18 protein-coding genes are annotated in these 22,400 nt (G+C 61.9%); 9 read left to right on the top strand and 9 right to left on the bottom strand.

The window, feature by feature from the left end; all coding sequences use genetic code 11:
- Positions 1–123 precede the first annotated feature (123 nt).
- The 4 genes from ABIE32_RS16625 to kdgT form a co-directional block, all read right to left on the bottom strand.
- Positions 124–453: a hypothetical protein gene (locus ABIE32_RS16625; protein ID WP_429017767.1), complete on the bottom strand. Its 330-nt coding sequence runs from the start codon at positions 451–453 to the stop codon at positions 124–126.
- Between the two features lie 300 nt (positions 454–753).
- Positions 754–1,599 (bottom strand): ureidoglycolate lyase, encoded by an 846-nt coding sequence (locus ABIE32_RS16620; protein ID WP_429017765.1) that lies wholly within the window; start codon positions 1,597–1,599, stop codon positions 754–756.
- Positions 1,600–1,706: 107 nt separating this feature from the next.
- On the bottom strand, positions 1,707–2,468 hold the full coding sequence (locus ABIE32_RS16615) for an SDR family oxidoreductase (protein WP_429017763.1): 762 nt from the start codon (positions 2,466–2,468) through the stop codon (positions 1,707–1,709).
- Positions 2,469–2,521: 53 nt separating this feature from the next.
- Positions 2,522–3,544 (bottom strand): 2-keto-3-deoxygluconate transporter, encoded by a 1,023-nt coding sequence (kdgT, locus tag ABIE32_RS16610; protein ID WP_224149373.1) that lies wholly within the window; start codon positions 3,542–3,544, stop codon positions 2,522–2,524.
- A gap of 340 nt (positions 3,545–3,884) precedes the next feature.
- Here kdgT and kduD point away from each other — a divergent pair, with 340 nt between their 5' ends.
- Both kduD and kdgR read left to right on the top strand, forming a co-directional pair.
- Positions 3,885–4,682: a 2-dehydro-3-deoxy-D-gluconate 5-dehydrogenase KduD gene (gene kduD / locus ABIE32_RS16605; RefSeq protein ID WP_429017762.1), complete on the top strand. Its 798-nt coding sequence runs from the start codon at positions 3,885–3,887 to the stop codon at positions 4,680–4,682.
- 48 nt (positions 4,683–4,730) lie between these two features.
- Entirely contained in the window at positions 4,731–5,513 is a 783-nt protein-coding gene (gene kdgR / locus ABIE32_RS16600; RefSeq protein ID WP_429017760.1) for a DNA-binding transcriptional regulator KdgR, read from the top strand.
- A 127-nt stretch (positions 5,514–5,640) separates the two neighbouring features.
- On the opposite strand, the gene ABIE32_RS16595 is transcribed toward kdgR, so the two are convergent.
- The gene (locus ABIE32_RS16595) at positions 5,641–6,558 is read right to left on the bottom strand and encodes an SPFH domain-containing protein (protein WP_224149370.1); all 918 of its coding nucleotides are present in this window, start codon (positions 6,556–6,558) and stop codon (positions 5,641–5,643) included.
- Positions 6,559–6,835: 277 nt separating this feature from the next.
- The gene (locus ABIE32_RS16590) at positions 6,836–7,270 is read right to left on the bottom strand and encodes an NfeD family protein (RefSeq protein ID WP_224149369.1); all 435 of its coding nucleotides are present in this window, start codon (positions 7,268–7,270) and stop codon (positions 6,836–6,838) included.
- A 169-nt stretch (positions 7,271–7,439) separates the two neighbouring features.
- On the opposite strand from ABIE32_RS16590, the gene ABIE32_RS16585 reads away from it, so the two are divergent.
- Complete coding sequence (locus ABIE32_RS16585; RefSeq protein ID WP_429017758.1) at positions 7,440–9,989, top strand: Orn/Lys/Arg decarboxylase N-terminal domain-containing protein; 2,550 nt, start codon at positions 7,440–7,442, stop codon at positions 9,987–9,989.
- A 184-nt stretch (positions 9,990–10,173) separates the two neighbouring features.
- On the opposite strand, the gene ABIE32_RS16580 is transcribed toward ABIE32_RS16585, so the two are convergent.
- Positions 10,174–11,046 (bottom strand): DNA ligase, encoded by an 873-nt coding sequence (locus ABIE32_RS16580; protein WP_429017757.1) that lies wholly within the window; start codon positions 11,044–11,046, stop codon positions 10,174–10,176.
- Between the two features lie 240 nt (positions 11,047–11,286).
- Here ABIE32_RS16580 and ABIE32_RS16575 point away from each other — a divergent pair, with 240 nt between their 5' ends.
- Both ABIE32_RS16575 and rhuM read left to right on the top strand, forming a co-directional pair.
- On the top strand, positions 11,287–13,761 hold the full coding sequence (locus ABIE32_RS16575; RefSeq protein ID WP_429017754.1) for a heavy metal translocating P-type ATPase: 2,475 nt from the start codon (positions 11,287–11,289) through the stop codon (positions 13,759–13,761).
- A 113-nt stretch (positions 13,762–13,874) separates the two neighbouring features.
- A complete protein-coding gene (rhuM, locus tag ABIE32_RS16570; protein ID WP_429017753.1) occupies positions 13,875–14,858 on the top strand; it encodes a RhuM family protein in 984 nt (327 codons plus the stop codon).
- A gap of 107 nt (positions 14,859–14,965) precedes the next feature.
- Here the strand turns inward: rhuM and fabI are convergent, their stop codons facing one another.
- Entirely contained in the window at positions 14,966–15,766 is an 801-nt protein-coding gene (gene fabI / locus ABIE32_RS16565) for an enoyl-ACP reductase FabI (protein WP_224149364.1), read from the bottom strand.
- A gap of 110 nt (positions 15,767–15,876) precedes the next feature.
- Here fabI and ABIE32_RS16560 point away from each other — a divergent pair, with 110 nt between their 5' ends.
- Positions 15,877–17,736, top strand: a complete 1,860-nt coding sequence (locus ABIE32_RS16560; RefSeq protein WP_429017751.1) for an extracellular solute-binding protein — start codon at positions 15,877–15,879, stop codon at positions 17,734–17,736.
- Positions 17,737–17,873: 137 nt separating this feature from the next.
- Entirely contained in the window at positions 17,874–18,902 is a 1,029-nt protein-coding gene (locus ABIE32_RS16555) for a microcin C ABC transporter permease YejB (protein ID WP_224149362.1), read from the top strand.
- A 22-nt stretch (positions 18,903–18,924) separates the two neighbouring features.
- Here ABIE32_RS16555 and ABIE32_RS16550 read toward each other — a convergent pair whose 3' ends face one another.
- Positions 18,925–19,509 carry a DUF2127 domain-containing protein gene (locus ABIE32_RS16550; protein ID WP_429017748.1) on the bottom strand — a complete coding sequence of 195 codons (585 nt, stop codon included), beginning with the start codon at positions 19,507–19,509 and terminating at the stop codon, positions 18,925–18,927.
- Between the two features lie 50 nt (positions 19,510–19,559).
- Here ABIE32_RS16550 and ABIE32_RS16545 point away from each other — a divergent pair, with 50 nt between their 5' ends.
- Entirely contained in the window at positions 19,560–20,708 is a 1,149-nt protein-coding gene (locus ABIE32_RS16545) for an ABC transporter permease (RefSeq protein WP_429017816.1), read from the top strand.
- Positions 20,701–22,341, top strand: a complete 1,641-nt coding sequence (locus tag ABIE32_RS16540; protein WP_429017746.1) for an ABC transporter ATP-binding protein — start codon at positions 20,701–20,703, stop codon at positions 22,339–22,341. Before ABIE32_RS16545 ends, ABIE32_RS16540 begins: the two co-directional genes overlap by 8 nt.
- Positions 22,342–22,400: the final 59 nt, after the last annotated feature.

Below are 22,400 nucleotides of genomic sequence, written 5' to 3'. Positions count from 1 at the left end.
TGTCAAACAAGTGTCTGACAGCGCTTTGCAGTGAACTGATTTGCTATTTTTTATATAGCTTGAGGCGCCTTCCTATCGGGCGCCAGGGCTCATAAATGCTTCAAGTGGCTTGACGCACAGCCGTCAGGGACGAATCACGATCTGCGGGCTGATCACAATGGCTTCGGGCCTGGGAACGGCGATCACGGGGCGGGGGGCCACCACAACCGGTTGCGGCTCCACATACACCGGCTGCTGGTAGACGACGGGCCGGTCGCGGCACTTGCGCTTTTCCTTGTACTCGCCATTCTTCTTCCACTTGCGCTCGACCTTGCACTGGCCGTCCCAGTACTCTTCCTTGTACTCCTGGCGATGGTGGCGGCGTCCATGGTGGTCGTCGTCATGCGCCCAGACGGGAGCAGACAGGCTGGCCAGGGCCAAAGGAACAAGAAGTTGTGCAAGCAGGCGGCTCATGGGCATTCATGATGGGCGAATGAAGCTGCGAAGCTTAGCGGATATTCCTGTATCAAAAGATGAGCAATGGTTGGTTTGTACGTCAGCGTTAACAGGTATTTGATAATTGAAGTTCTATCTGAATCTCAATTTGGATTGCTTTCGTTGATGCATAAGGTGCTGCTGGCAACCACCGAACCCGAGATCGCCGAGAAGACCTGAGCAATGATCCACATGGCCCGGGCGCCCCGAAGATGCCAGCGCTTAGATAGCAAAAGCCCGCAGGGCAACGCCGTGCGGGCCGTTCGGTGCCACAGTGGATCAGGCGGCGACCGTAGTCTGCTGCTGCTCGCCCAGGCCCTCAATCCCCAGGCGCATGGTCTGGCCCGCCTTCAGGTAGACGGGCGTGGGCTTGATGCCCAGGCCGACGCCGGGTGGCGTGCCGGTCGAGATCACATCGCCTGGTTGCAGGCTCATGCACCGGCTGAGGTATGCGATGATCTGCGCCACGGTGAAGATCATGGTCTTGGTGTTGCCGTTCTGGAAGCGCTTGCCATCCACATCCAGCCACATGGCCAGGTTCTGCGGATCGGGCACTTCGTCACGCGTCACCAGCCAGGGGCCGATGGGGCCGAAGGTGTCGAACCCCTTGCCCTTGTCCCAGGTGCCGCCGCGCTCGATCTGCCATTCACGTTCTGACACATCGTTGATCACGCAGTAACCAGCCACATGGTCGAGCGCCTCGGCTTCGGTGATGTATTTGGCGGGCTTGCCGATCACCACACCCAGTTCCACCTCCCAGTCGGTTTTGGTCGATCCGCGCGGAATCTCGACGTCGTCGTTGGGGCCGCAGATGGCGCTGGTCCATTTGCCAAACACCACGGGCTCGGTGGGAATCGCCGCGCCTGATTCGGCGGCGTGGTCGGCGTAGTTCAGGCCGATGCAGATGAATTTGCCCACCCGGCCTACGCAGGGGCCAATGCGGGGCTGGCCGCCGACGGCGGGCAGGGTGGCCGGGTCAATGGCGCGCAGCTTGGCGAGCGCCGTATCGCTCAGGGTGTCGCCGTGGATGTCGGCCACCACGCCAGACAGGTCGCGCAAGGTGTTGCTGGCATCCAGCAGTCCGGGTTTTTCCTGGCCCACAGGGCCGTAGCGCAGCAGTTTCATGCAGTCTCCATTATCAAAAACAATGTTCTTAGTCTATGCAGGGCGGGGTGCGAGGGGTGTCACGCAGCCGCTACCCACTCGTTGTCATTCGTTGCGAGCAGCTGTAGTCAGTTGGCCCAGCCGCCGTCGATCACATGCGCCTGGCCCGTGGTGAAGGCGGCTTCGTCGGAAGCCAGGTAGGCCACCAGCGCCGCGATTTCCTCGGGCTTGCCCACGCGGCCCATGGGCTGGCGCGCGATGAAGGCGGCGCGCACTTCGTCCACCGAGCGGCCTTCGTGCTGCGCCTGCGTGGCAATGCGCTGGGCGAGCGATGGCGAATCGACCGTGCCAGGGCAGATGGCATTGCAGCGCACGCCCTTGGTGCAGTAATCGGCGGCAATCGACTTGGTCATGCCGATGACGGCAGCCTTGGAGGCGCTGTAGGCAAAGCGGTTGGGCACGCCCTTGATGCTGGAGGCGGCCGACGACATGTTGATGATGCTGCCAGCGCCCTTTTGCAGCATGCCGGGCAGAAAGGCACGGATGGTGCGGTACATGGCCTTCACATTCAGGTCGAAGGCAAAGTCCCAGTCGGTTTCGCTGCATTCCAGGATGGAGCCCGCATGTACGAAGCCTGCGCAGTTGAACAGGATGTCGATGGGCCCCAGTTCGGCCGCCAGCGCCTGCACCTGGGCGTTGTCCAGCACGTCAAGCTGCCGTGCATCCAGGCCGGAGCTCGAGAGCGACTGCATGTGGATGTCGGTGGCGATCACGCGCGCGCCTTCGGCGGCCAGCCGCTCGGCACTGGCGCGGCCAATGCCCTGGCCAGCTGCGGTCACCAGGGCCACCTTGCCTGCAAGGCGCTGGGAGGGGAGGGGCAAATTACTCATTCTTTCTCTTCTTTCCTGTCGATCTTTCCTTGGGGGCTGGCTGTGTTCGGTGGTCAGAAATGGCCATCCTGCACCAGTGAATTGGGGTTTTGCGCAGGTGCAGTTTGCGCAGTTTGCTCCTTATTTCGTAGCATTCCGTACTTGCGTGCCCACATGGCGGTGAGGATCGGCACCAGGATGGCGGTGAGCAGGCAGGCCGTGGCGGTGATGGCGGTGGCCGAATCGGCCATGGGTTTGAGCTCGGGGATCATGTTGCCGATGATCTGCGGATTGGCCACCGCAGCGCCTGCAGTGGACGAAGCTGCCAGCCCTGCCGTGCCGTTGCCGCCGCCGATCACCTTGTCGGCCAGGATCAGCGGCACGCCGGTGATGACGATGACTGCCAGGCCGACGAACACACCGGTGAACCCACTCTTGGCAATCACGCCCAGGTCAATCGAGCAGCCCAGTGCAAAGCCGAAGAACGGAATCAAGGGATGCACACAGCGGCCGAAGAACTCGCGCAGTTCGGCGTCGAGGTTGCCCAGCGCAAAACCGATCAGAAACGGCAGCACTGCGCCGACAAAAAGGCGTGGCTCGAAAACGGCCACGCCGGTGGCGCCCAGGATCAGCATGCTGACGAGCGGGCCCGATTCGATGGAGGTGAGCACAAAGGCACCGGCTTCTTCCTGGGTACCGTACTGCTGCATCAGCGCGGCGTACAGGCCGCCATTGGTCATGTCCATGGCTGTCACCAGGGCAAGCACCGAGAGGCCGGTGAACAAACCCGTCTGAATGCCGCCGGGAGGCAGCAGCCGGGTCGCGATCATGGCGACCACCCAGGCGACCAGGATCTTGGTGAGCACCAGGGTGCCCGATTTCTTCAGTACCACACCGGTGGCCTTGAGGTTGATGGTGGCGCCCATGCAGAAGAACCAGACGGCCAGGATCGGCACCGTGCCCGTCATCAACCCATTGGTGAACGAGCCGAAGTACTTGCCCGCATCGGGCGCAAAGGTGTGGACGCAGGCGCCCAGCAGCAGGGGAATCAGCATGAGCCCGCCGGGCACGCGCTCGATGGCTTTCTTGATGTGCATGTCTCTTTCCTTGCGCCGCGGCAGGCGCTTTTGTTATGTGTGGTTTGTTTGTTGTCAGACAACAAAGTCTTGACGCATGCAGTGTTTCATAGAAATTCCATCAAAAATCATGATGTAAACCCTAGGAATTTCGAAAATCATGAAAAAAATTAGAAAAAAATAGAACATGGTTCCGGAAAATAAATTTGATTTCTATACTTGTCTTATCTCTGTGATGGTGTGGGCCCGAAGATGTCTCAAGGATTGCCCGGCCCTGGGCCATGACTGGTGAAACCCATGGCCGCCATCGATCTGCAAGCAACGCCATCCCGGCGTCATTCACAAAAACAAAAGGAACCCCATGTCTCCAACGGCTGTCCCCTTCAACCCTTTTGATCTGCGTGGCCGTGTGGCCATGGTGACGGGGTGCAACACAGGTATCGGTGCAGGCATTGCGGTGGCGCTGGCGCGCGCGGGGGCCGATATCGTGGGTGTCAACCGCAGTGAGCCGACCGAGACCGCGCTGCAGGTCCGTGCGCTGGGCCGCCGGTTTGTGGCGGTGCGGGCCGATCTGGCATCCACCAGCGCCATCCCGGGCGTGATGGAGCAGGCACTGGCAGACATGGGCCATGTGGATGTGCTGGTGAACAACGCAGGCATCATCCGCCGTGCCGATGCGCTGGATTTCTCTGAGGAAGACTGGGATGCCGTGATGGACACCAACCTCAAGACGCTGTTTTTCCTGTCCCAATCGGTGGCGCGCCACATGCTGGCACGCGGGGTGGAACAGGGTGGGGCGTGGCGCGGCGGCAAGATCATCAATATTGCGTCGCTGCTGTCCTTTCAGGGCGGCATCCGGGTGCCTTCGTACACGGCGGCCAAGAGTGGGGTGCTGGGCCTCACGCGCCTGCTGGCCAATGAGTGGGCGGCCAAGGGCATCAATGTGAACGCGATTGCTCCGGGCTATATCGAAACCAACAACACCGAGGCGCTGCGCAAGGATGCGGGCCGTACGCGCGAAATACTGCAGCGCATTCCGGCAGGCCGCTGGGGCGCGCCGCAAGACCTGGGCGGCGCGGCCGTGTTCCTGGCCTCATCTGCGGCAGACTATGTGCATGGCCATACGCTGGCTGTCGATGGCGGTTGGCTGGCCCGATAATGGGATCTGTACATCCTCAAAGACATAGACCGCCCCGTTTTGCTGCCCATGACCACCATCCAGGACAAATCCGACACCGTAGCTGCCGTTGAGAAGGCGTTCGCCATTCTGGAGTGCCTGGGCAACAGGCGTGATGTGAGTGTGACCGAGCTGGCCCAGCAGCTGGCGCTGTCCAAATCGTCCGTGCACCGGCTGCTGCAGACGCTCAAGGCCCTGGGTTACGTGGCGCAGGACGGCGAATCGGAGCTGTACCGCGCCACGCTCAAGCTGTTTGAGCTGGGTGGCAAGGCACTGGAGAATACGGATCTGGTGCGTGAGGCTGATGAGGACATGCGCCGCCTGGGTGAGTTGACACGCGAAACCATCCACCTGGGCGCCCTGGATGAAGACGCCATCATCTACATCCACAAGATCGAATCGGATTTCGGGTTGCGCATGCAATCGCGGATCGGGCGGCGCAAGCCCTTGCACAGCACGGCCATCGGCAAGGTACTGCTGGCCCACATGACGCCCAGCAAGGCGCGGGCGCTGCTGGATTTGCAGCCACTGAAGATTTTCACGCCGCAGACGCTGGACACGGCCGAGGCGGTGATGCAGATCCTGCCGCGCGTGTGGAAGCTCGGCCTTGCCGAAGACAACGAAGAAGCCGAACCCGGTCTGCGCTGCATCGCCGTGCCGGTGTTCGACCGCTTTGGCAAGGTGATTGCGGCGCTGTCGATCTCCTTTCCCACCATGCGCTGCGATGCGGATACGCCAGAGCGCTATACCGCGCTGCTGAAAGCGGCCAGCCAGTCGATCTCGGCCCGGCTGGGCTGGCGGCCAGTGGAGTAAGCCGTAAACCGGGGCCTGGCGCCGGACGCATACCTTCGTCGCACGGACAAGAAAAAACCGCTACTGATTCAGTAGCGGTTTGCGCTTTATGGACGGACATTGAAGCCCGTCCATATGGGTTGGACGGTCAGTTGCCGCGTTGCGTGGTCTGGATCATCTTCATCGCCGAGGTGATCAGGCTGGAGACTTCCGTCATGTTGCTGGGCACGACCAGGGTGGTGGTCGCATCGCTGGCCAACTGGCCATAGGCGGTGACAGCCTGCTCGGCCACCTTCAACTGCACGGCCTGCTCACCGCCGGGCTGGCGGATGGCGGCGGCAATGCGCTCCAGTGCCTGCGCGGTCGCGTCGGCCACGGCAGTGATCGATGCGGCCTCGCCCTGGGCCTTGTTGATGGCGGCTTGTTTTTCACCTTCGGAGCGGGCAATGAAGGCCTCGCGCTCGCCGGTTGCGATATTGATCTGCTCCTGGCGGCGACCTTCGGAAGCGGCAATCAGCGCACGCTTTTCACGCTCTGCCGTGATCTGCGCCTGCATGGAGCGCAGGATTTCTGCCGGTGGCGTCAGATCCTTGATCTCATAGCGCAGCACCTTCACGCCCCAGTTCAGCGCGGCCTCGTCAATGGCCGAGACCACCTGCGCATTGATCATGTCGCGCTCTTCAAAGGTCTTGTCGAGTTCAAGCTTGCCGATCACGCTACGCAGCGAGGTCTGAGCCAACTGGGTGACGGCCATGATGTAGTTGGACGAGCCGTAGCTGGCGCGCATCGGGTCGGTCACCTGGAAGTACAGGATGCCATCGACCTGCAACTGGGTGTTGTCACGCGTGATGCAGACCTGGCTGGGCACGTCGAGCGGAATTTCCTTCAGGCTGTGCTTGTAGGCGACCTTGTCGACGAACGGGATGATGAAGCGCGGGCCTGGCGCCAGTGTGCCGGCATAGCGGCCCAGGCGTTCCTTGACCCATGCATGCTGCTGGGGCACGATCTTGACGGACATGGCGACAAATATCACCACGATGACAAGGGCAATGATCGCAATTTCCATGTGTTCTCCTCTGGATGGATTCCGGCGGTGACCGCAGTGACTGCGGGCGGCAGTGGCCCGAGGGCCTGTGGGCCTCAATAGGAGCCCGTAGCCCGATTAAAACATGCGTACCCTGATGCGGCGCCGCAATGACCTGAGTGGGTGAATGCTATTGTTTTGGAGGCAGGGCCGCACCACTGGTGCGCGATGACGGCCGATCTTCCTGTTTTTGGTCGGGACGCCTGGCCGTGGCGCCGACATGCCCGGACGGCATCCCTGCCGATGGCACTAGATGGCACTACGCGGCGGCAGGCTCCACCATCAGCCGGTTGCCATCGAGCCGCACAACGCGGTAGTGGCCGCTGGCCGTGGGTTGCGTGCCGTGCTGCAGAACGGCAGTCCACTGCGCACCGCGGTAGCGCACCTGGGCGGTGCCGTCGGGCTGCCAGTGGTCCACAGTCAATTGCTCGCCAATGTCGAGGTGAATGCTGCGGTCCCCCTGGGTGTTGTGCAGGGCGCCCAGGCGCTTTTGCCGCAGGTAGCACGCGAGGACGGTTGCCGCGCTCACAGCCGCAGCCACCACCACCTGCGTTGTCTCGCCAGCACCCAGGTGCGCGGCAATGGCGGCGGCAGCCAGGCCAATGGCCACCATCAGCAGATACAGTGTGCCGGTCAGCAGCTCGGCAATCACGGCAATACCCGCCATCAGCCACCAGATACTTGAGAGTGCCATTGTCGATTCCTCCTTGTTCGCTCAGACTTGTTGCTGCATTGTGCGATATGTTGATCAATTTTGCGGCAATTGACATTCATTACATAAAACGGAGTTCTAAATTCCGTACACTTCGCGCCTGTTTCTTTTCTTGTCTGTTGTTTGCTCTGTTCATTGTGAGGCACTGCCCATGAAATTTCGCTTTCCCATCGTCATCATCGACGAGGATTTCCGCTCGGAGAACACCTCCGGTCTGAGCATCCGCGACCTCGCCCATGCGATCGAGGAAGAGGGCTTCGAGGTACTGGGCGTGACCAGCTATGGCGATCTCTCGCAGTTCGCACAGCAGCAAAGCCGCGCCAGTGCGTTCATTCTGTCGGTGGATGACGAGGAATTCACGCAGGGCGGCGACGAGGATCTGATCGTGCGCAATGTGCGCGACTTCATCTCCGAAGTGCGCCGCAAGAACCCCGATGTGCCGATCTACATCTATGGCGAGACCAAGACCAGCCGCCACCTGCCCAACGACATCCTGCGCGAGCTGCACGGCTTCATCCACATGTTCGAGGACACGCCCGAGTTCGTGGCCAAGCACATCATCCGTGAAGCCAAGAACTACCTCGAGAGCATCCAGCCGCCGTTCTTCAAGGCGCTGCTCGATTACGCGGAAGACGGCTCCTACAGCTGGCACTGCCCCGGCCACAGCGGCGGCGTGGCCTTCCTCAAGAGCCCCATCGGCCAGATGTACCACCAGTTCTACGGTGAAAACATGCTGCGCGCCGACGTCTGCAACGCGGTGGAAGAGCTGGGCCAACTGCTCGACCACAACGGTGCAATCGGCGAGAGCGAGCGCAATGCCGCACGCATCTTCAACGCCGACCACTGCTTCTTCGTGACCAACGGCACGTCCACCTCCAACAAGATGGTGTGGCACCACACCGTGGCGCCCGGGGATGTGGTGGTGGTGGACCGCAACTGCCACAAGTCCATCCTGCACTCCATCATCATGACGGGGGCGATTCCTGTCTTCCTGAAGCCCACGCGCAACCACTTCGGCATCATCGGCCCGATCCACGAGAGCGAGTTCTCGCCCAAGACCATCGAAGCCAAGATTGCCGCCAATCCGCTGCTCAAGGGCGTGGACCCCAAGAAGGTCAAGCCGCGCGTGCTGACGCTCACGCAGTCCACCTATGACGGCGTGCTCTACAACACCGAAACCATCAAGCAAAAGCTCGATGGCTATGTGGACAACCTGCACTTTGATGAGGCATGGCTGCCGCACGCGGCTTTCCACCCCTTCTATGGCAGCTATCACGCCATGGGCAAGAAGCGCGCGCGCCCCAAGCACTCGGTCGTGTATGCCACGCAGTCGATCCACAAGCTGCTGGCCGGCATCAGCCAGGCATCGCACGTGCTGGTGCAGGACAGCCAGACCCAGAAGCTCGACTTCAACCTGTTCAACGAGGCGTACCTGATGCACACCTCGACCAGCCCGCAGTACAGCATCATCGCCAGCTGCGACGTGGCTGCCGCCATGATGGAGCCGCCCGGCGGCACCGCGCTGGTGGAGGAGTCGATTGTCGAGGCCCTGGATTTCCGCCGCGCGATGCGCAAGGTGGAAGACGAGTTCGGCAAGAACGACTGGTGGTTCAAGGTCTGGGGCCCGCACGAGTTGGCCGAAGAGGGCATGGGCCGCGCCGACGACTGGATCATCAAGGGCAAGAAGAACAAGAGCGGCAAGGCCAGCTCCAACAGCTGGCACGGCTTTGGCGAGCTGGCTGACGGCTTCAACATGCTCGATCCGATCAAGTCGACCATCGTCACGCCCGGCCTCAACCTGGACGGCAAGTTCGACAAGACCGGCATTCCAGCATCGATCGTGACCAAGTACCTGGCTGAGCACGGCGTGGTGGTCGAGAAGACGGGCCTGTACTCGTTCTTCATCATGTTCACCATCGGCATTACCAAGGGCCGCTGGAACACCATGCTGACCGCGCTGCAGCAGTTCAAGGACGACTACGAGAAGAACCAGCCGATGTGGCGCATCCTTCCCGAGTTCTGCCAGCAGCACAAGGTCTACGAGCGCATGGGCTTGCGTGACCTGTGCCAGCATGTGCATGAGCTCTACGCCAAGTACGACATCGCACGCCTGACAACCGAGATGTACCTGTCGGAGCTGACGCCTGCGATGAAGCCCTCGGACGCCTACGCGCACATTGCCCGCCGCAAGACGGACCGCGTCGAGATCGATCATCTGGAAGGCCGCGTGACCGTGGGTCTGGTAACGCCATACCCACCGGGCATTCCGCTGTTGATTCCAGGTGAAGTCTTCAACCGCAAGATCGTCGATTACCTCATCTTCGCGCGCGAATTCTCCAAACTCTGTCCCGGTTTTGAGACCGATATCCACGGCCTCGTGGAACTGGTGGACGACAAGGGCGAAGTGCGCTACTACGCGGACTGCGTGGCGCTGGATGCGGGCGATCAGGCCGTGCAGACGCAGGTGATCTCGGCGCCCGTAGCCGCTGGCAAAAAGACCAGCCCCGTGCTGGCAGGCCGTGCGCCTGCCAAATCCGGCAAGATCAAGACGGAAGCGGCCATGAAGAAGGCGCTGAAGGCCGAAAAGCCTGTAGGCGACGCCAGCGTCGGCAAGATCTCGCCCGTGGAGAAGACACCGCAGGCCGCTGCCAAGTCCACCAGGGCCGCCAAGGCACCCAAGCCGCGTACACCCAAGGCCTGATAGGCTCCCGGGTCTGCCGGCCAGAAAGCAAGAAGCAGCACTGCGGTGCTGCTTTTTTTATGGTTGCCGGTGCTGGTCGGCGTGGTGAGGCCTGGGAGATGAATCCTGCGGGATTTCAGCTTGAAAATGAAGTAGAGCGGCTGCAAGTCAATCGTTTTTAGCTACGCTTTTTGAAGCATATCAATCACGGCGCAACGGGCGTTGCGTCTTCGCGCACGCGCCAGTAGCTGGCAAAGCGCGGCAAGCCGCTGTCGTGCAGGCCCCGGTAGCGGTAGGTGACCCAAGTGCCGGTGGCGGGCGGATGCAGGCGGTCCGCATCTTTGAGGCCGCTGCCCAGCCTGAACTCCAGGCCTGTCGTTGTGCGTACCAGCAGGGCGCCGGTCTGGCCTGCGTATTTGCCTTTGCCGGGTACATGGCCGATCACCTGTGCCTCGGCATCGTCCTGCGGCTTGAGCTTGAGTACATCGTCGCCCCGGCCGCTGCGGTACGGGGCACTCGCCTTGTGCAGCATCAGGCCTTCGCCGCCTTCCTTGACGACGCGCGCCATGCGTTTCAGCAAACTGGCTTCGCTGGTTTCCTTCCATTGCGGCACGGCTTGCACCCAGGGCTGGTTCGCGGCCTTTTCAAACTGTGCGAGTGCTGAGAGGCGCGCACCAAAGGGGCCGGGCGTGGCGGGCGCGTCAAACAGCATGAAGCGGATACGGCGCCATTCGGCATCGGCGGGCACAACCTTGCGTGTGGTGGATTGGGCATCGGCAAAGCGGCCGCGCCCGGCCCACAGTTCGCCTTCCACCGGCGTGGCGGGCCAGCCTGTGGTGAACCAGGCAGGCGGGGCAATACGCTCGCCCTGGCGTGTCCACAATGCAGTTCCGTCCCAGTAGCCGCGCACGCCGTCGTACTTTTCGCTCACCCAGTACTGCTGCAGATCCAGACCTCCCGGGTACTTCTGTGCCAGCCACAGGGCGGGCCTGTCGGCGGCCTGAGCAGCGGAGACGATGAGGAGCAGCAAGCCAAACAACCAATAGCGCAATCGGGGGGGAATATGCGTGGGGAGCATGGGGGCCTCTGAATACCGCATGAAAGGAATGGCTGCATGCTAGCGCTCGCCCCCCATCCAGACCATGCCGCCCGTCGTTTGGCAACGCCTGCTATAAAAAATGAATGCATTGCGTATGCTGCATAAGCGTTAGCGGCCAAAATGGCTGTTGTTGCCAACCGACCAACCCTGCGCTTGACCTTCACACCATGGCAATCTTTAGAGTGGCGGACAACGTGATCCAACAAAGATGAGAACGCCATGACCCAATCAATCCTGAAGAACCCCGCCACACTGGAGCTGTCCATTGAAGGGATGACTTGCGCATCCTGCGTAGGGCGGGTGGAGCGTGCCCTCCAAGCCGTGCCCGGTGTGCAAAGCGCCTCGGTCAATCTGGCGACCGAGCGTGCCAGCCTGCAGTTGGCTGCCGACGCGCAGGCATCGGCTGTGGGCGGTGATGCCATTACAGCCATCGCCAAGGCGGGCTATGCCGTGCCTGTGCAGCAGATTGAGCTGGCCGTGGAGGGCATGACCTGCGCGTCCTGCGTCGGCCGGGTCGAGCGTGCCTTGAAGGCCGTGCCGGGCGTGCAAGGCGCCACGGTCAATCTGGCCACCGAGCGGGCATCCATCAAGGCCACGGGCGAAGTGGCGCTGCCTGCCTTGCTGGCAGCGGTGGCCAAGGCAGGTTATGAAGCCCGGCCGGTACAGGACGCCACGGCGGCCGCCGACCAGCAAAGCGAGCGCCAGCAGCATGAATTGCAGGCCTTGAAGCGTGACCTGCTCATTGCCACGGCCCTGGCCTTGCCGGTGTTTGTGCTGGAGATGGGTGGGCACCTGATCCCCGGCTTTCACCATTGGGTCAGCCAGTGGCTGCCGCAGCAGGCCAGTTGGCTGCTGCAGTTTGTGCTGACGACGCTGGCGCTGGCGGGGCCTGGGCGGCGCTTTTTCGCCAAGGGCATTCCAGCGTTGCTGCGCGCAGCGCCCGATATGAATTCCCTGGTGGCGGTGGGTACGTCTGCGGCGTATCTCTACTCCGTGGTGGCCACATTTGCGCCGTCGTGGCTGCCTGCGGGCACGGTCAATGTGTATTTCGAGGCGGCAGCGGTCATCATTGCGCTGATCCTGCTGGGCCGCTTCATGGAGGCCAAGGCCAAGGGCAATACCTCTGCGGCCATCAAGCGCCTGGTGCAACTGCAGGCCAAGACTGCGCTGGTGCAGCGCAGTGGTGAGTGGGTGGAGGTGGCGATTGCCGAGGTGCGCCAGGGTGATGCCGTGCAGGTGCGCCCAGGTGAGCGCATTCCCGTCGACGGCGTGGTGACCGCAGGCGACAGCTTTGTGGACGAATCCATGATCAGCGGTGAGCCGGTGCCCGTGCGCAAGGAAGTGGGCGCCGAGGTGGTGGGCGGCACTGTCAACCAGAAGGGCGCGCTGACCCTGGAAGCCACTAAGGTGGGGGCAGGGACGGTGCTGGCGCAGATCATCCGCATGGTGGAGCAGGCGCAGGGCGGCAAGCTGCCGATTCAGGCGGTGGTGGACAAGGTGACCATGTGGTTCGTGCCGGCCGTGATGGTTGCCGCCGTGCTCACATTTGCGGTATGGCTGCTGGCAGGGCCCGCGCCTGCGCTCAGTTTTGCCCTGGTCAACGCCGTGGCAGTGCTGATCATTGCCTGCCCGTGTGCCATGGGGCTGGCCACGCCCACTTCCATCATGGTGGCCACGGGCCGCGCTGCGCAACTGGGCGTGCTGCTGCGCAAGGGCGAAGCCCTGCAACTGCTCAAGGACGCCAAGGTCGTGGCCGTTGACAAGACCGGTACCTTGACCGAAGGCAAGCCTGCCCTGACTGACCTGGTGCTGGCGCCCGGCTTTGAGCGCGCTGCGGTGCTGTCTGCGGTGGCAGCCGTCGAGAGTCAGTCCGAGCACCCGATTGCGCAGGCCATCGTGCAAGCCGCCAAGGCGGAAGGCCTGCAGATGCCGCAACTGGCCGGATTTGAATCGGTGACCGGCTTTGGGGTGCGGGCCCAGGTGGGCGGCGCCCGGGTAGAGGTGGGCGCCGACCGCATGATGGCGCAACTGGGAGCCGATGTCTCGGTATTCGCCGAAGATGCCGCACGCCTGGGTGCCGAAGGCAAGACGCCGCTGTATGCGGCCATCAACGGCCAACTGGCTGCCATGATTGCGGTGGCCGACCCGATCAAACCCACCACGCGGGCGGCCATTGATGGCCTGCATGCCATGGGGCTGAAGGTGGCCATGATCACGGGCGACAACCGTCGCACTGGCGAAGCGATTGCCCGGCAGCTCGGCATTGACGAGGTGGTGGCCGAAGTGCTGCCTGATGGCAAGGTTGACGCCGTCAAGCGCCTGCGGGCCGAGCATGGTGCGCTCGCCTATGTGGGCGACGGCATCAACGACGCCCCTGCGCTGGCCGAGGCCGATGTGGGCGTGGCCATTGGCACGGGCACCGATATCGCCATCGAATCGGCCGATGTGGTGCTGATGGGCGGCGACATGCGCGGCGTGGTCACCGCCATCGGCCTGTCGCGCGCCACGATGCGCAATATCCACCAGAACCTGTTCTGGGCCTTTGCCTACAACGTGGCGCTCATTCCGGTCGCTGCAGGTCTGCTGTACCCGTTCTACGGCACGCTGCTGTCGCCGGTGTTTGCCGCAGGCGCCATGGCCATGTCGAGCGTGTTCGTGCTGGGCAATGCGCTGCGGCTCAAGCGCTACCACTGAGGTTTATAAAAATAATAGCTGTCAGCGGTTGCTGTGTATAAGTTGGCCTCCAATATTGAGGCCCAACTCAAAAAGGGTTAGTGCAATCCCTTTGTTCTGATGTAATACCAGACATGCATGATGCAATTCATCCCATTGCCATTTACTCCGGGCCGCAAGGCCTGGTCGATGTGCGAGTGCAGGGCGATACCGTTTGGCTCAGCCAGGAACAGATGACCCAGCTTTTTGGCCGCGAGCGCTCGGTAATTACCAAGCATATCCGCAATGTGTTCAAGGAAGGCGAGTTGGCAGAAGAAAGCAATGTGCAAATTTTGCACGTTGCCCATTCCGATAAGCCCGTACGCTTTTACAACCTGGATGTCATCATCTCTGTCGGATACCGGGTCAAATCGCAGCAAGGCGTGCAGTTTCGCCAATGGGCCACAGGAGTGCTTCGCGAACACCTCACGCGAGGCTACACCCTCCATCGTCACAGATTGGAAGCAAACGCTGCAGAACTGCACACGGCATTGGAGTTGGTGCGCAAGGCGGCACAGATACCGGAATTGACGGTAGAAACCGGTCGCGGGCTGGTGGATATCGTGACGCGTTACACCCATGCCTTTTTATGGCTGCAACGCTACGACGAAGGCTTGCTTACAGAGCCATTTGCCCAACCGGGCGGTCGGTTGCCAACCGTTGATCAAGCCCGGATGGCACTGGCCGGTCTTAAGGCCGATTTGATGCGACGAGGTGAGGCGACCGAACTGTTTGCAAAAGAGCGGGGAGATGGACTGGGCGCGCTACTGGGCAATCTGGACCAAAGCGTGTTCGGCGAACCCGCTTATCCGAGCATTGAGTCCAAAGCCGCCCATTTGCTGTATTTTGTGATCAAGAACCATCCATTTGCGGACGGTAATAAGCGCAGTGGCGCATTTTTATTTGTCGAGTTCCTGCATCGAAATGGGCGGTTGCTGGATTCTGAGGGCCAGCCTGTGATCAATGACGTTGGTTTGGCGGCCTTGGCGCTTTTGGTGGCTGAATCTCATCCCTCGCAAAAGGACGTGCTGATTCGTCTGGTTATGCACATGCTGGCAAAAGGCCGTGGCGATAGATGAATTGTGATCTGTTTCATCGCCGGTAATGGTTTCGAACCGATAGAAAAGCCCCGCAAACGCAACCGTTTGCGGGGTCCTTTTTATCCGGAAAAAGCGGGTGCTGCTTCTTACACCTGGTCGGCCGACAGGCCTGCTGTCTGGCTGAAGCCGCCGTCCACGTAGGTGATCTCGGCGGTCACGCCCGAGGCCAGGTCGCTCAGCAGGAAGGCGGCGACGTTGCCCACGTCTTCAATGGTCACGTTGCGGCGCAGTGGGGCGGCATCGGCCACGCGGCCCAGCAGCTTGCCGAAATCCTTGATGCCGGAGGCAGCCAGCGTCTTGATCGGGCCGGCCGAGATGCCGTTGGCACGGATGGCGCGGCCGTCTTCGGTGCGGCCCACGGCCTCGGCCAGGTAGCGCACCGATGCTTCCAGCGATGCCTTGGCCAGGCCCATGGTGTTGTAGTTGGGGATGGAGCGCAGGGCCCCCAGGTACGACAGGGTCAGCAGCGATGACTTGTCGTTCAGGTAAGGCAGTGCAGCCTTGGCCATGGCGGGGAAGCTGTAGGCGCTGATGTCATGCGCAATGCGGAAGCCTTCGCGCGAGAGGCCGTCGAGGAAGTTGCCGGCAATCGCCTCGCGCGGTGCAAAGCCGATCGAATGCACAAAGCCGTCGAACTTGCCCCAGGCCTCGCCCAGGCCCTTGAACATGGCTTCGATCTGTGCGTCATCGGCCACATCGCAGTCAAAAATCAGGCTGGAGTTGAATTCGGCGGCAAATTCGGTGATGCGGTCCTTGAAACGCTCACCCACATAGCTGAAAGCCAGCTCGGCGCCTTGTTCGTGGCAGGCCTTGGCAATGCCGTAGGCGATGGAGCGGTTGGACAGCACACCCGTGATCAGCAGCTTCTTGCCGGTCAGAAAACCCATTGTTCTTCTCCTGATAAGTACCGATCCAATGCAGACCGGCCAAAAAATGGTCGGACGCCCATTCACCACAAAATGCGCGGCAAGGCCCCCGGCTGAGGCAGAATTGTCGCATGCGCTTTTGCCTTCCGCTGATATTGTGTGCGGCCGCTGCCGCTCCTGCCTGGGCCAACCATGCCTATGCCCTGTGGGGCGAGCCGCGCTATGGCGCGGATTTCAAGCATTTTGGCTATGTCAACCCGGACGCCCCCAAGGGCGGTGAGCTGCGGCTGGTGAGCGGCCTGCGTTACTCGACCTTCGACAAGTACAACCCGTTCACGATCAAGGGCTCGCCCCCGGCCTACCTGAGCGACATGCTGTTCGAGAGCCTGCTGACCGGCAGCCTGGACGAAACGGCCACCGGCTACGGCCTGCTGGCCGAGGATGTGGTGGTGGCGCCAGACGGCCTGTCTGCCACCTTCCGGCTGCGCAAGGAGGCGCGCTTTCACAATGGCAAGCCCGTCACCGCGCAGGATGTGAAATACAGCTATGAAACGCTGATCAGCAAGTATGTATCACCCGGGTATAAAACTCTGCTGGTGGATGTGGACGGCTGCGATGTGGTTGACGACCGCACTGTGCGCTTTCGCTTCAAAAAGCCCAACCGCGATCTGCCGCTGACCGTGGGCGGTCTACCGGTCTTCAGCCGCGACTGGGGCAAGGGCGATGATGGCAAGGCCAGGCCGTTTGACCAGATCGTGACCGATATTCCGATCGGCAGCGGCCCGTACAAGATCGGGCCGGTCAACTTCGGCAAGGACATCACCTACGTGCGCGACCCGGGCTATTGGGGCAAGGATCTGCCGGTACGCGTGGGCAGCAACAACTTCGACAAGGTCACCATCAAGATCTACCGGGACAGCACGGCTCGGCTGGAAGCCTTGAAGGCGGGCGAATTCGACCTGATGCGTTTTTTCAGCGCAGGCGACTGGGCGCGGCGCCTCTATGGCAAGCGTTTTGACAGCGGAGAGCTGCGCAAGGGGGATTTTGCCAACAAGCTGCCGTCGGGCTTTCAAAGCTATTTTCTGAACACCCGCCGCCCGCTCTTGCAGGATGCGCGCGTGCGGCAGGCCCTGGGACTGGCCTACGATTTCGAGTGGATGAGTCGCCAGATGTTCTATGGCGCCTACCAGCGGGTGCATGGCCTGTTTGGCAACACGGCCTGCGAGACCCATGGCGCGCCCAGCGCAGCCGAACTGGCCTTGCTCCAGCCTTTTGAAAAGGATTTGCCTGCGGGAACCTTGGACCCCATCCAGGAGCCGCCCCGCACGGACGGTGCCTCAGGCGAAGCGGGGGGCGAGCATACCCTGCGCGGCAATCTGCGCAAGGCGCAGAAGCTGTTGGCAGATGCGGGCTGGAAAGTGGGCAGCGACGGCCTGCTGCGCAATGCCAAGGGTGAGCCGCTGGTGCTGGAATACCTGGACAGCAGCGAAGGGGGCGCCAAGGTGGTCAGCGCCTGGACACGCAACCTGGAAAAGTTGGGCATCACGCTCAAGCTGCGCGTGGTGGATTTCGCGCTGTACCAGCAGCGCATGGACAAGTTTGATTTCGACATCATCACGCTCAACATTCCCGGCACCAACAACCCGGGCCAGGAATATGCAGAGCTGTTTGGCAGTGCCGCTGCCGATCAGGAAGGCTCGGGCAACTTCATCGGCTTGAAGAACCCCGCCGTCGACGCCATGATTGCCCAGATGAGCAGCGCCAAGACCGAGGAGCAGCTGCTGCCGGCCTGCCATGCGCTCGAGCGCATCATTGTTGCAGGCCACTACCTGATTCCGCAGTACTACGCAGGCAGCCACCGCATGGTGTACGACGCCTGGCGCCTGGTTGTGCCGCCGCAGATTCCGGCCTATGCGCCGGGGGAGACCTGGGTCATCAACAACTGGTGGGCGCGGCTGCCGCCGTTGACGGCAGAAACAGCCAAGCCTTGAAGCGATCCCGAAAAACTATGATAAAAAGGCCTTTTCTGCCCACTGTGCAAGCGCAAGAAGCTATGTTTTTGATAGTATTTTCGACGGATATCGATTCCGTGAGCCACGCAGACGCCTGACGCAGGAGCCCCGCACGCATGTTCGCCTACATCCTCAAACGCCTGCTGCTGATGATCCCGACCCTGCTGGGCGTGCTGCTGCTGACCTTTGTCGTGATCCAGTTCGTACCCGGTGGCCCGGTGGAGCAGTACCTGGCCGAGGCCAAGGCGGGTGCTGGCGGTGGTGCAGAGGGCGGCGGCATGAGCTACCGTGGCGGCCAGGGCATTGATCAGAAGCGTCTCGACGAGATCAAGGCGCTCTATGGCTTTGACAAGCCGCCTGCCGAGCGCTTTGTGCAGATGGTGGGCCAGTTTGCCCGGTTTGACCTGGGCCGCAGCTTCTTTCAGAACAAGAGCGTCTGGCAACTCATCAAGGAAAAGCTGCCGGTCTCCATCAGCCTGGGCCTGTGGACCTTTCTGATCAGCTATCTGGTGGCCGTGCCGCTGGGCATTGCCAAGGCGGTGCGGGCAGGCTCACGCTTCGATCTGGTCAGCTCGCTGTTCGTGCTGGTGGGGTATGCCATTCCGGGGTTTGTGCTGGGCGTGCTGCTTCTGGTAGTGTTTGCCGGGCAACTGGCATGGTTTCCGCTGCGCGGGCTCACCTCGTCCAATTGGGAGGCGCTGAGCTGGGGCGCGCGCATCATCGATTACCTCTGGCATATCACCTTGCCGGTGACGGCCATGGTGGCGGGCAGTTTTGCGGTGACCGCCATGCTCACCAAGAATTCCTTCCTGGAGGAAATCCGCAAGCAGTATGTGATGACGGCGCGCGCAAAAGGCCTGTCGGAGCGTCAGGTGCTGTGGCGCCACGTGTTCCGCAATGCATTGCTGCCCATTGTGACCGGCTTTCCTGCGGCATTCATTGGCGCGTTCTTTGCCGGCTCGCTCCTGATCGAGACGCAGTTCTCGCTCGACGGGCTGGGCCTGCTCAGCTACGAGAGCGTGATCCGCCGCGATTACCCGGTGGTGCTGGGCACCCTGTACCTGTTCACCCTGATCGGCCTGGTCACCAAGCTTGTCAGCGACCTGTGTTACGTGTGGGTGGATCCGCGTGTCAAGTTTGACTGAGGCGCGCATGCCCAGCCACCCCTTACGCCTTGCGCCGCAGATACAGGCGGCGCAGCAGCACGGCCACCAGTGCGAGGTTGAGCAGCAACACCAGCGCACCCTGCCAGTGGCGATGCGCCAGAAGGTGCCGAATCTCCAATGGGATGTACAGGCCCGCAGACAGCGCGCCCAGCCATTCGCCCCACGCCTTGTCGTGCCACAGGCCCCAGGCCTCCAGCCAGCGCAGTGCGATGTAGAGGGAGCCCAGCAGCACCAGGGTGTGGATGGAGCTGGCATTGATCCTGTCCACCCAGTTGATCAGCACTGCAGGGTAGCGGGCTTCGGGCGACAGGCCGAAGTGCCCGATCAGTTCCAGCGCGAGGCGGTGCAGATCGTGGTGCAGCAGGCTCAAGAGACCCAGAAGGCCCAGCAGTGCAGCAACGCCCTTGAGGGCTTCAAAGACGGCAATGCCCTGCAGCGCAGTGCGCAGGGCATGGGGGGGATTGGCAGCAGGCATGGCGCACAGCATGGCCGAAGGCGCGCCGTTTTGCTGTCGGCCAATGGCGCTATCAATAGTGCTGTCAATGCTGCTTTCAATGACGATATAGTCGGCTACAGGCCCAACCATTCAGCGACAGGAGGGGAGCTGTGCCAGCACAGTCTCCGCAGACCATACCGATGACCGAGCGTGTTTCCACTGCGGCCCCGGGCCGCTCTCCCGCCGCCCGTGCCTGGCGCCGCTTCAAATCCAACAAGCTGGGGTTCTGCAGCCTGGTGGTCTTTGTGGTGCTGGTGGTGGTGAGCCTGTTTGCAGAGGTGATCAGCAACGACAAGCCGCTTGTCGTGCGCTACGAAGGGCACACCTACTTTCCGCTGGCCAAGGATTACCCGGAAACCACGTTTGGTGGTGATTTCCATACCACTACCGATTTTCTCGATCCCTTCATCCAGCAGCAACTGACCAAGGATGGCAATTGGGCGATTTTCCCCATCAACCGCTACGGTAAATCCACCATCAATTACTTTGCCAAGGCGCCCAATCCTTCGCCGCCGTCGCGCGACAACTGGCTGGGCACTGATGACCGGGGGCGCGACCTGCTGGCGCAGCTGCTGTACGGCTTTCGCGTCAGCGTACTGTTTGGCCTGGCGCTGATGGCCATTGGCGTGCTGCTGGGCGTGGTGGCGGGCGCCATTCAGGGTTTTTTCGGCGGCAAGACCGACTTGCTGCTGCAGCGCCTGTCGGAGATCTGGGGCTCGATGCCCGAGCTGTACCTGCTGATCATCTTCAGCGCGGTGTTTGCGCCCAGCGTGGCGCTGCTGCTGATTCTGCTGAGCCTGTTTGGCTGGCTGGGGTTGGCAGACTATGTGCGCGCCGAGTTTCTGCGCAACCGGCAGCTGGACTATGTCAAATCTGCTCGCGCGCTGGGCGTGCCCAATTGGCAGATCATGTGGCGGCACATTCTGCCCAACAGCCTGACACCGGTCGTGACCTTTCTGCCTTTCCGCATGAGTGCCGCAATCCTGACGCTGACCTCGCTCGATTTTCTCGGCCTGGGCGTACCTCCCGGCACGCCAAGCCTGGGCGAGCTGCTCTCGCAGGGCAAGAACAACATTGACGCCTGGTGGATATCACTTGCCACCTTTGGTGTTCTGGTGATCACCTTGCTTTTGCTCACTTTCATGGGCGATGCGCTGCGCGATGCACTCGATCCGAGAAAACAGCTCAATACCCCGGCAGCGCCCTCCAACAAAGCGCAGACAGCTACGCAAACCATAGCGGCAGCCTTGCCTGCCCAGCCAGGACACGCGGAGGTGCGCCATGGTTGACACCAATCGGGCGGAGCCAGCACCGCTGTTGCAGGTGCGCGACCTGCATGTGGCCTTTGGTGGCCAGGACGTGGTCAAGGGCGTGAGCTTCTCGATGCACGCGGGCGAAAAGCTGGCGCTGGTGGGTGAATCCGGATCGGGGAAATCCGTGACGGCACTGTCGCTGCTGCGCTTGGTGGGAGACGCGCAATTGCGCGGCGAGGCCTTGATGGGTGCGCGCAACCTGCTGCAAATTTCAGAGCGAGAGATACAGGCCGTGCGCGGCGATGAGATCGCGGTGATCTTTCAGGAGCCGATGACGGCACTCAACCCGTTGATGACCATGGGCGCGCAGATTGCAGAGGTTCTGCAACTCAAGCAAGGGCTGTCGGACAAGGCTGCCTGGGCGCAGGCCGTGCAACTGCTTGCCACTACAGGCATCCCCGAGCCCGAGCGGCGAGCGGGCAGCTATCCGCACCAGTTGAGTGGCGGGCAACGCCAGCGCGCCATGATCGCCATGGCACTGGCCTGCAAACCCAAGCTGCTGATTGCCGATGAACCCACCACAGCGCTGGACGTGAGCCTGCGCGGGCAGATTCTGGATCTGCTGAACGAGCTGCAGCGCGAGACGGGCATGGCGGTGCTGATGATCACGCACGACCTGCCACTGGTGCGACACTTTGCCGACCGGGTGGCTGTGATGGAAAAAGGCCTGTTGGTAGAGCAGGGCAGTGTGGCCGAGGTATTTGCTGCGCCGCAGCATCCCTATACACGCAAGCTGCTGGCCAGCACGCCGCAGCGCGATGTCGTCGCGCCCCAGGCGGGTGCGCAGGCTGTGCTGCAGGCGCAGAACCTGTCCGTGGCCTATGCCACGCCGCTGTCGGGCTTCCAGGGTTGGTTCCGCAAGGGGCGGTTCGAGGCGGTGCGCGAAGCCAGCCTGCAACTGGCGCAGGGCCAGACACTGGGCGTGATTGGCGAGTCGGGCTCGGGCAAATCCACCCTGGCCCAGGCCATTCTGGGCCTCTTGCCCAGCACGGGTGAGCTGCGCATCGAGCAGCAGCCCTGGCAATTGCCCGCGCAGCGCAACACGGCTGCCAACCAGCAATTGCGCCGCAAGGTGCAGGTGGTGTTCCAGGATCCGTTCTCGTCCCTGTCGCCGCGCATGACGGTGCAGGAGATCGTTGGCGAGGGGCTGCAACTGGCCCACCCCCGCATGCCCGCCGCCGATCTGCAGCAGCAGGTGCTGGCATTGTTGCGAGAAGTGGGCCTGACCGAGGAGCAGTTCCCTGGTCTGCTTGAGCGCTACCCGCACGAATTCTCGGGCGGCCAGCGCCAGCGGTTGGCGATTGCCCGTGCATTGATCGTGAACCCCGATATCCTGGTGCTCGATGAGCCCACCAGTGCGCTCGATGTCACCATCCAGCAGCAGGTGCTGGCCTTGCTGCAGCGGCTGCAAAAGGAGCGCGGGCTGTCGTATTTGCTGATCACCCACGATGTCGCGGTGATCCGCGCCATGGCGCACCAGGTGCTGGTAATGAAGGACGGGCGGATTGTCGAATCGGGCGAAGTGATGCAAGTGCTGGACGCCCCGCGCGAGGCCTATACCCAGCGCCTGATGGCTTCGAGCCTGGAGCTGTCGCCGGTGGCCCCGTGAACTATTGTTTTAATAGCTGATTGCGCTTAATGGGCAAGGGCTGGATATTGTTTTGATGC

Source organism: Comamonas sp. 4034, from assembly GCF_050434545.1.
GTDB classification, from domain to species: domain Bacteria; phylum Pseudomonadota; class Gammaproteobacteria; order Burkholderiales; family Burkholderiaceae_C; genus Comamonas; species Comamonas odontotermitis.
Note: the sequence above shows the minus strand (reverse complement) of the source record. Positions and strands in the feature narration are given on the sequence as shown.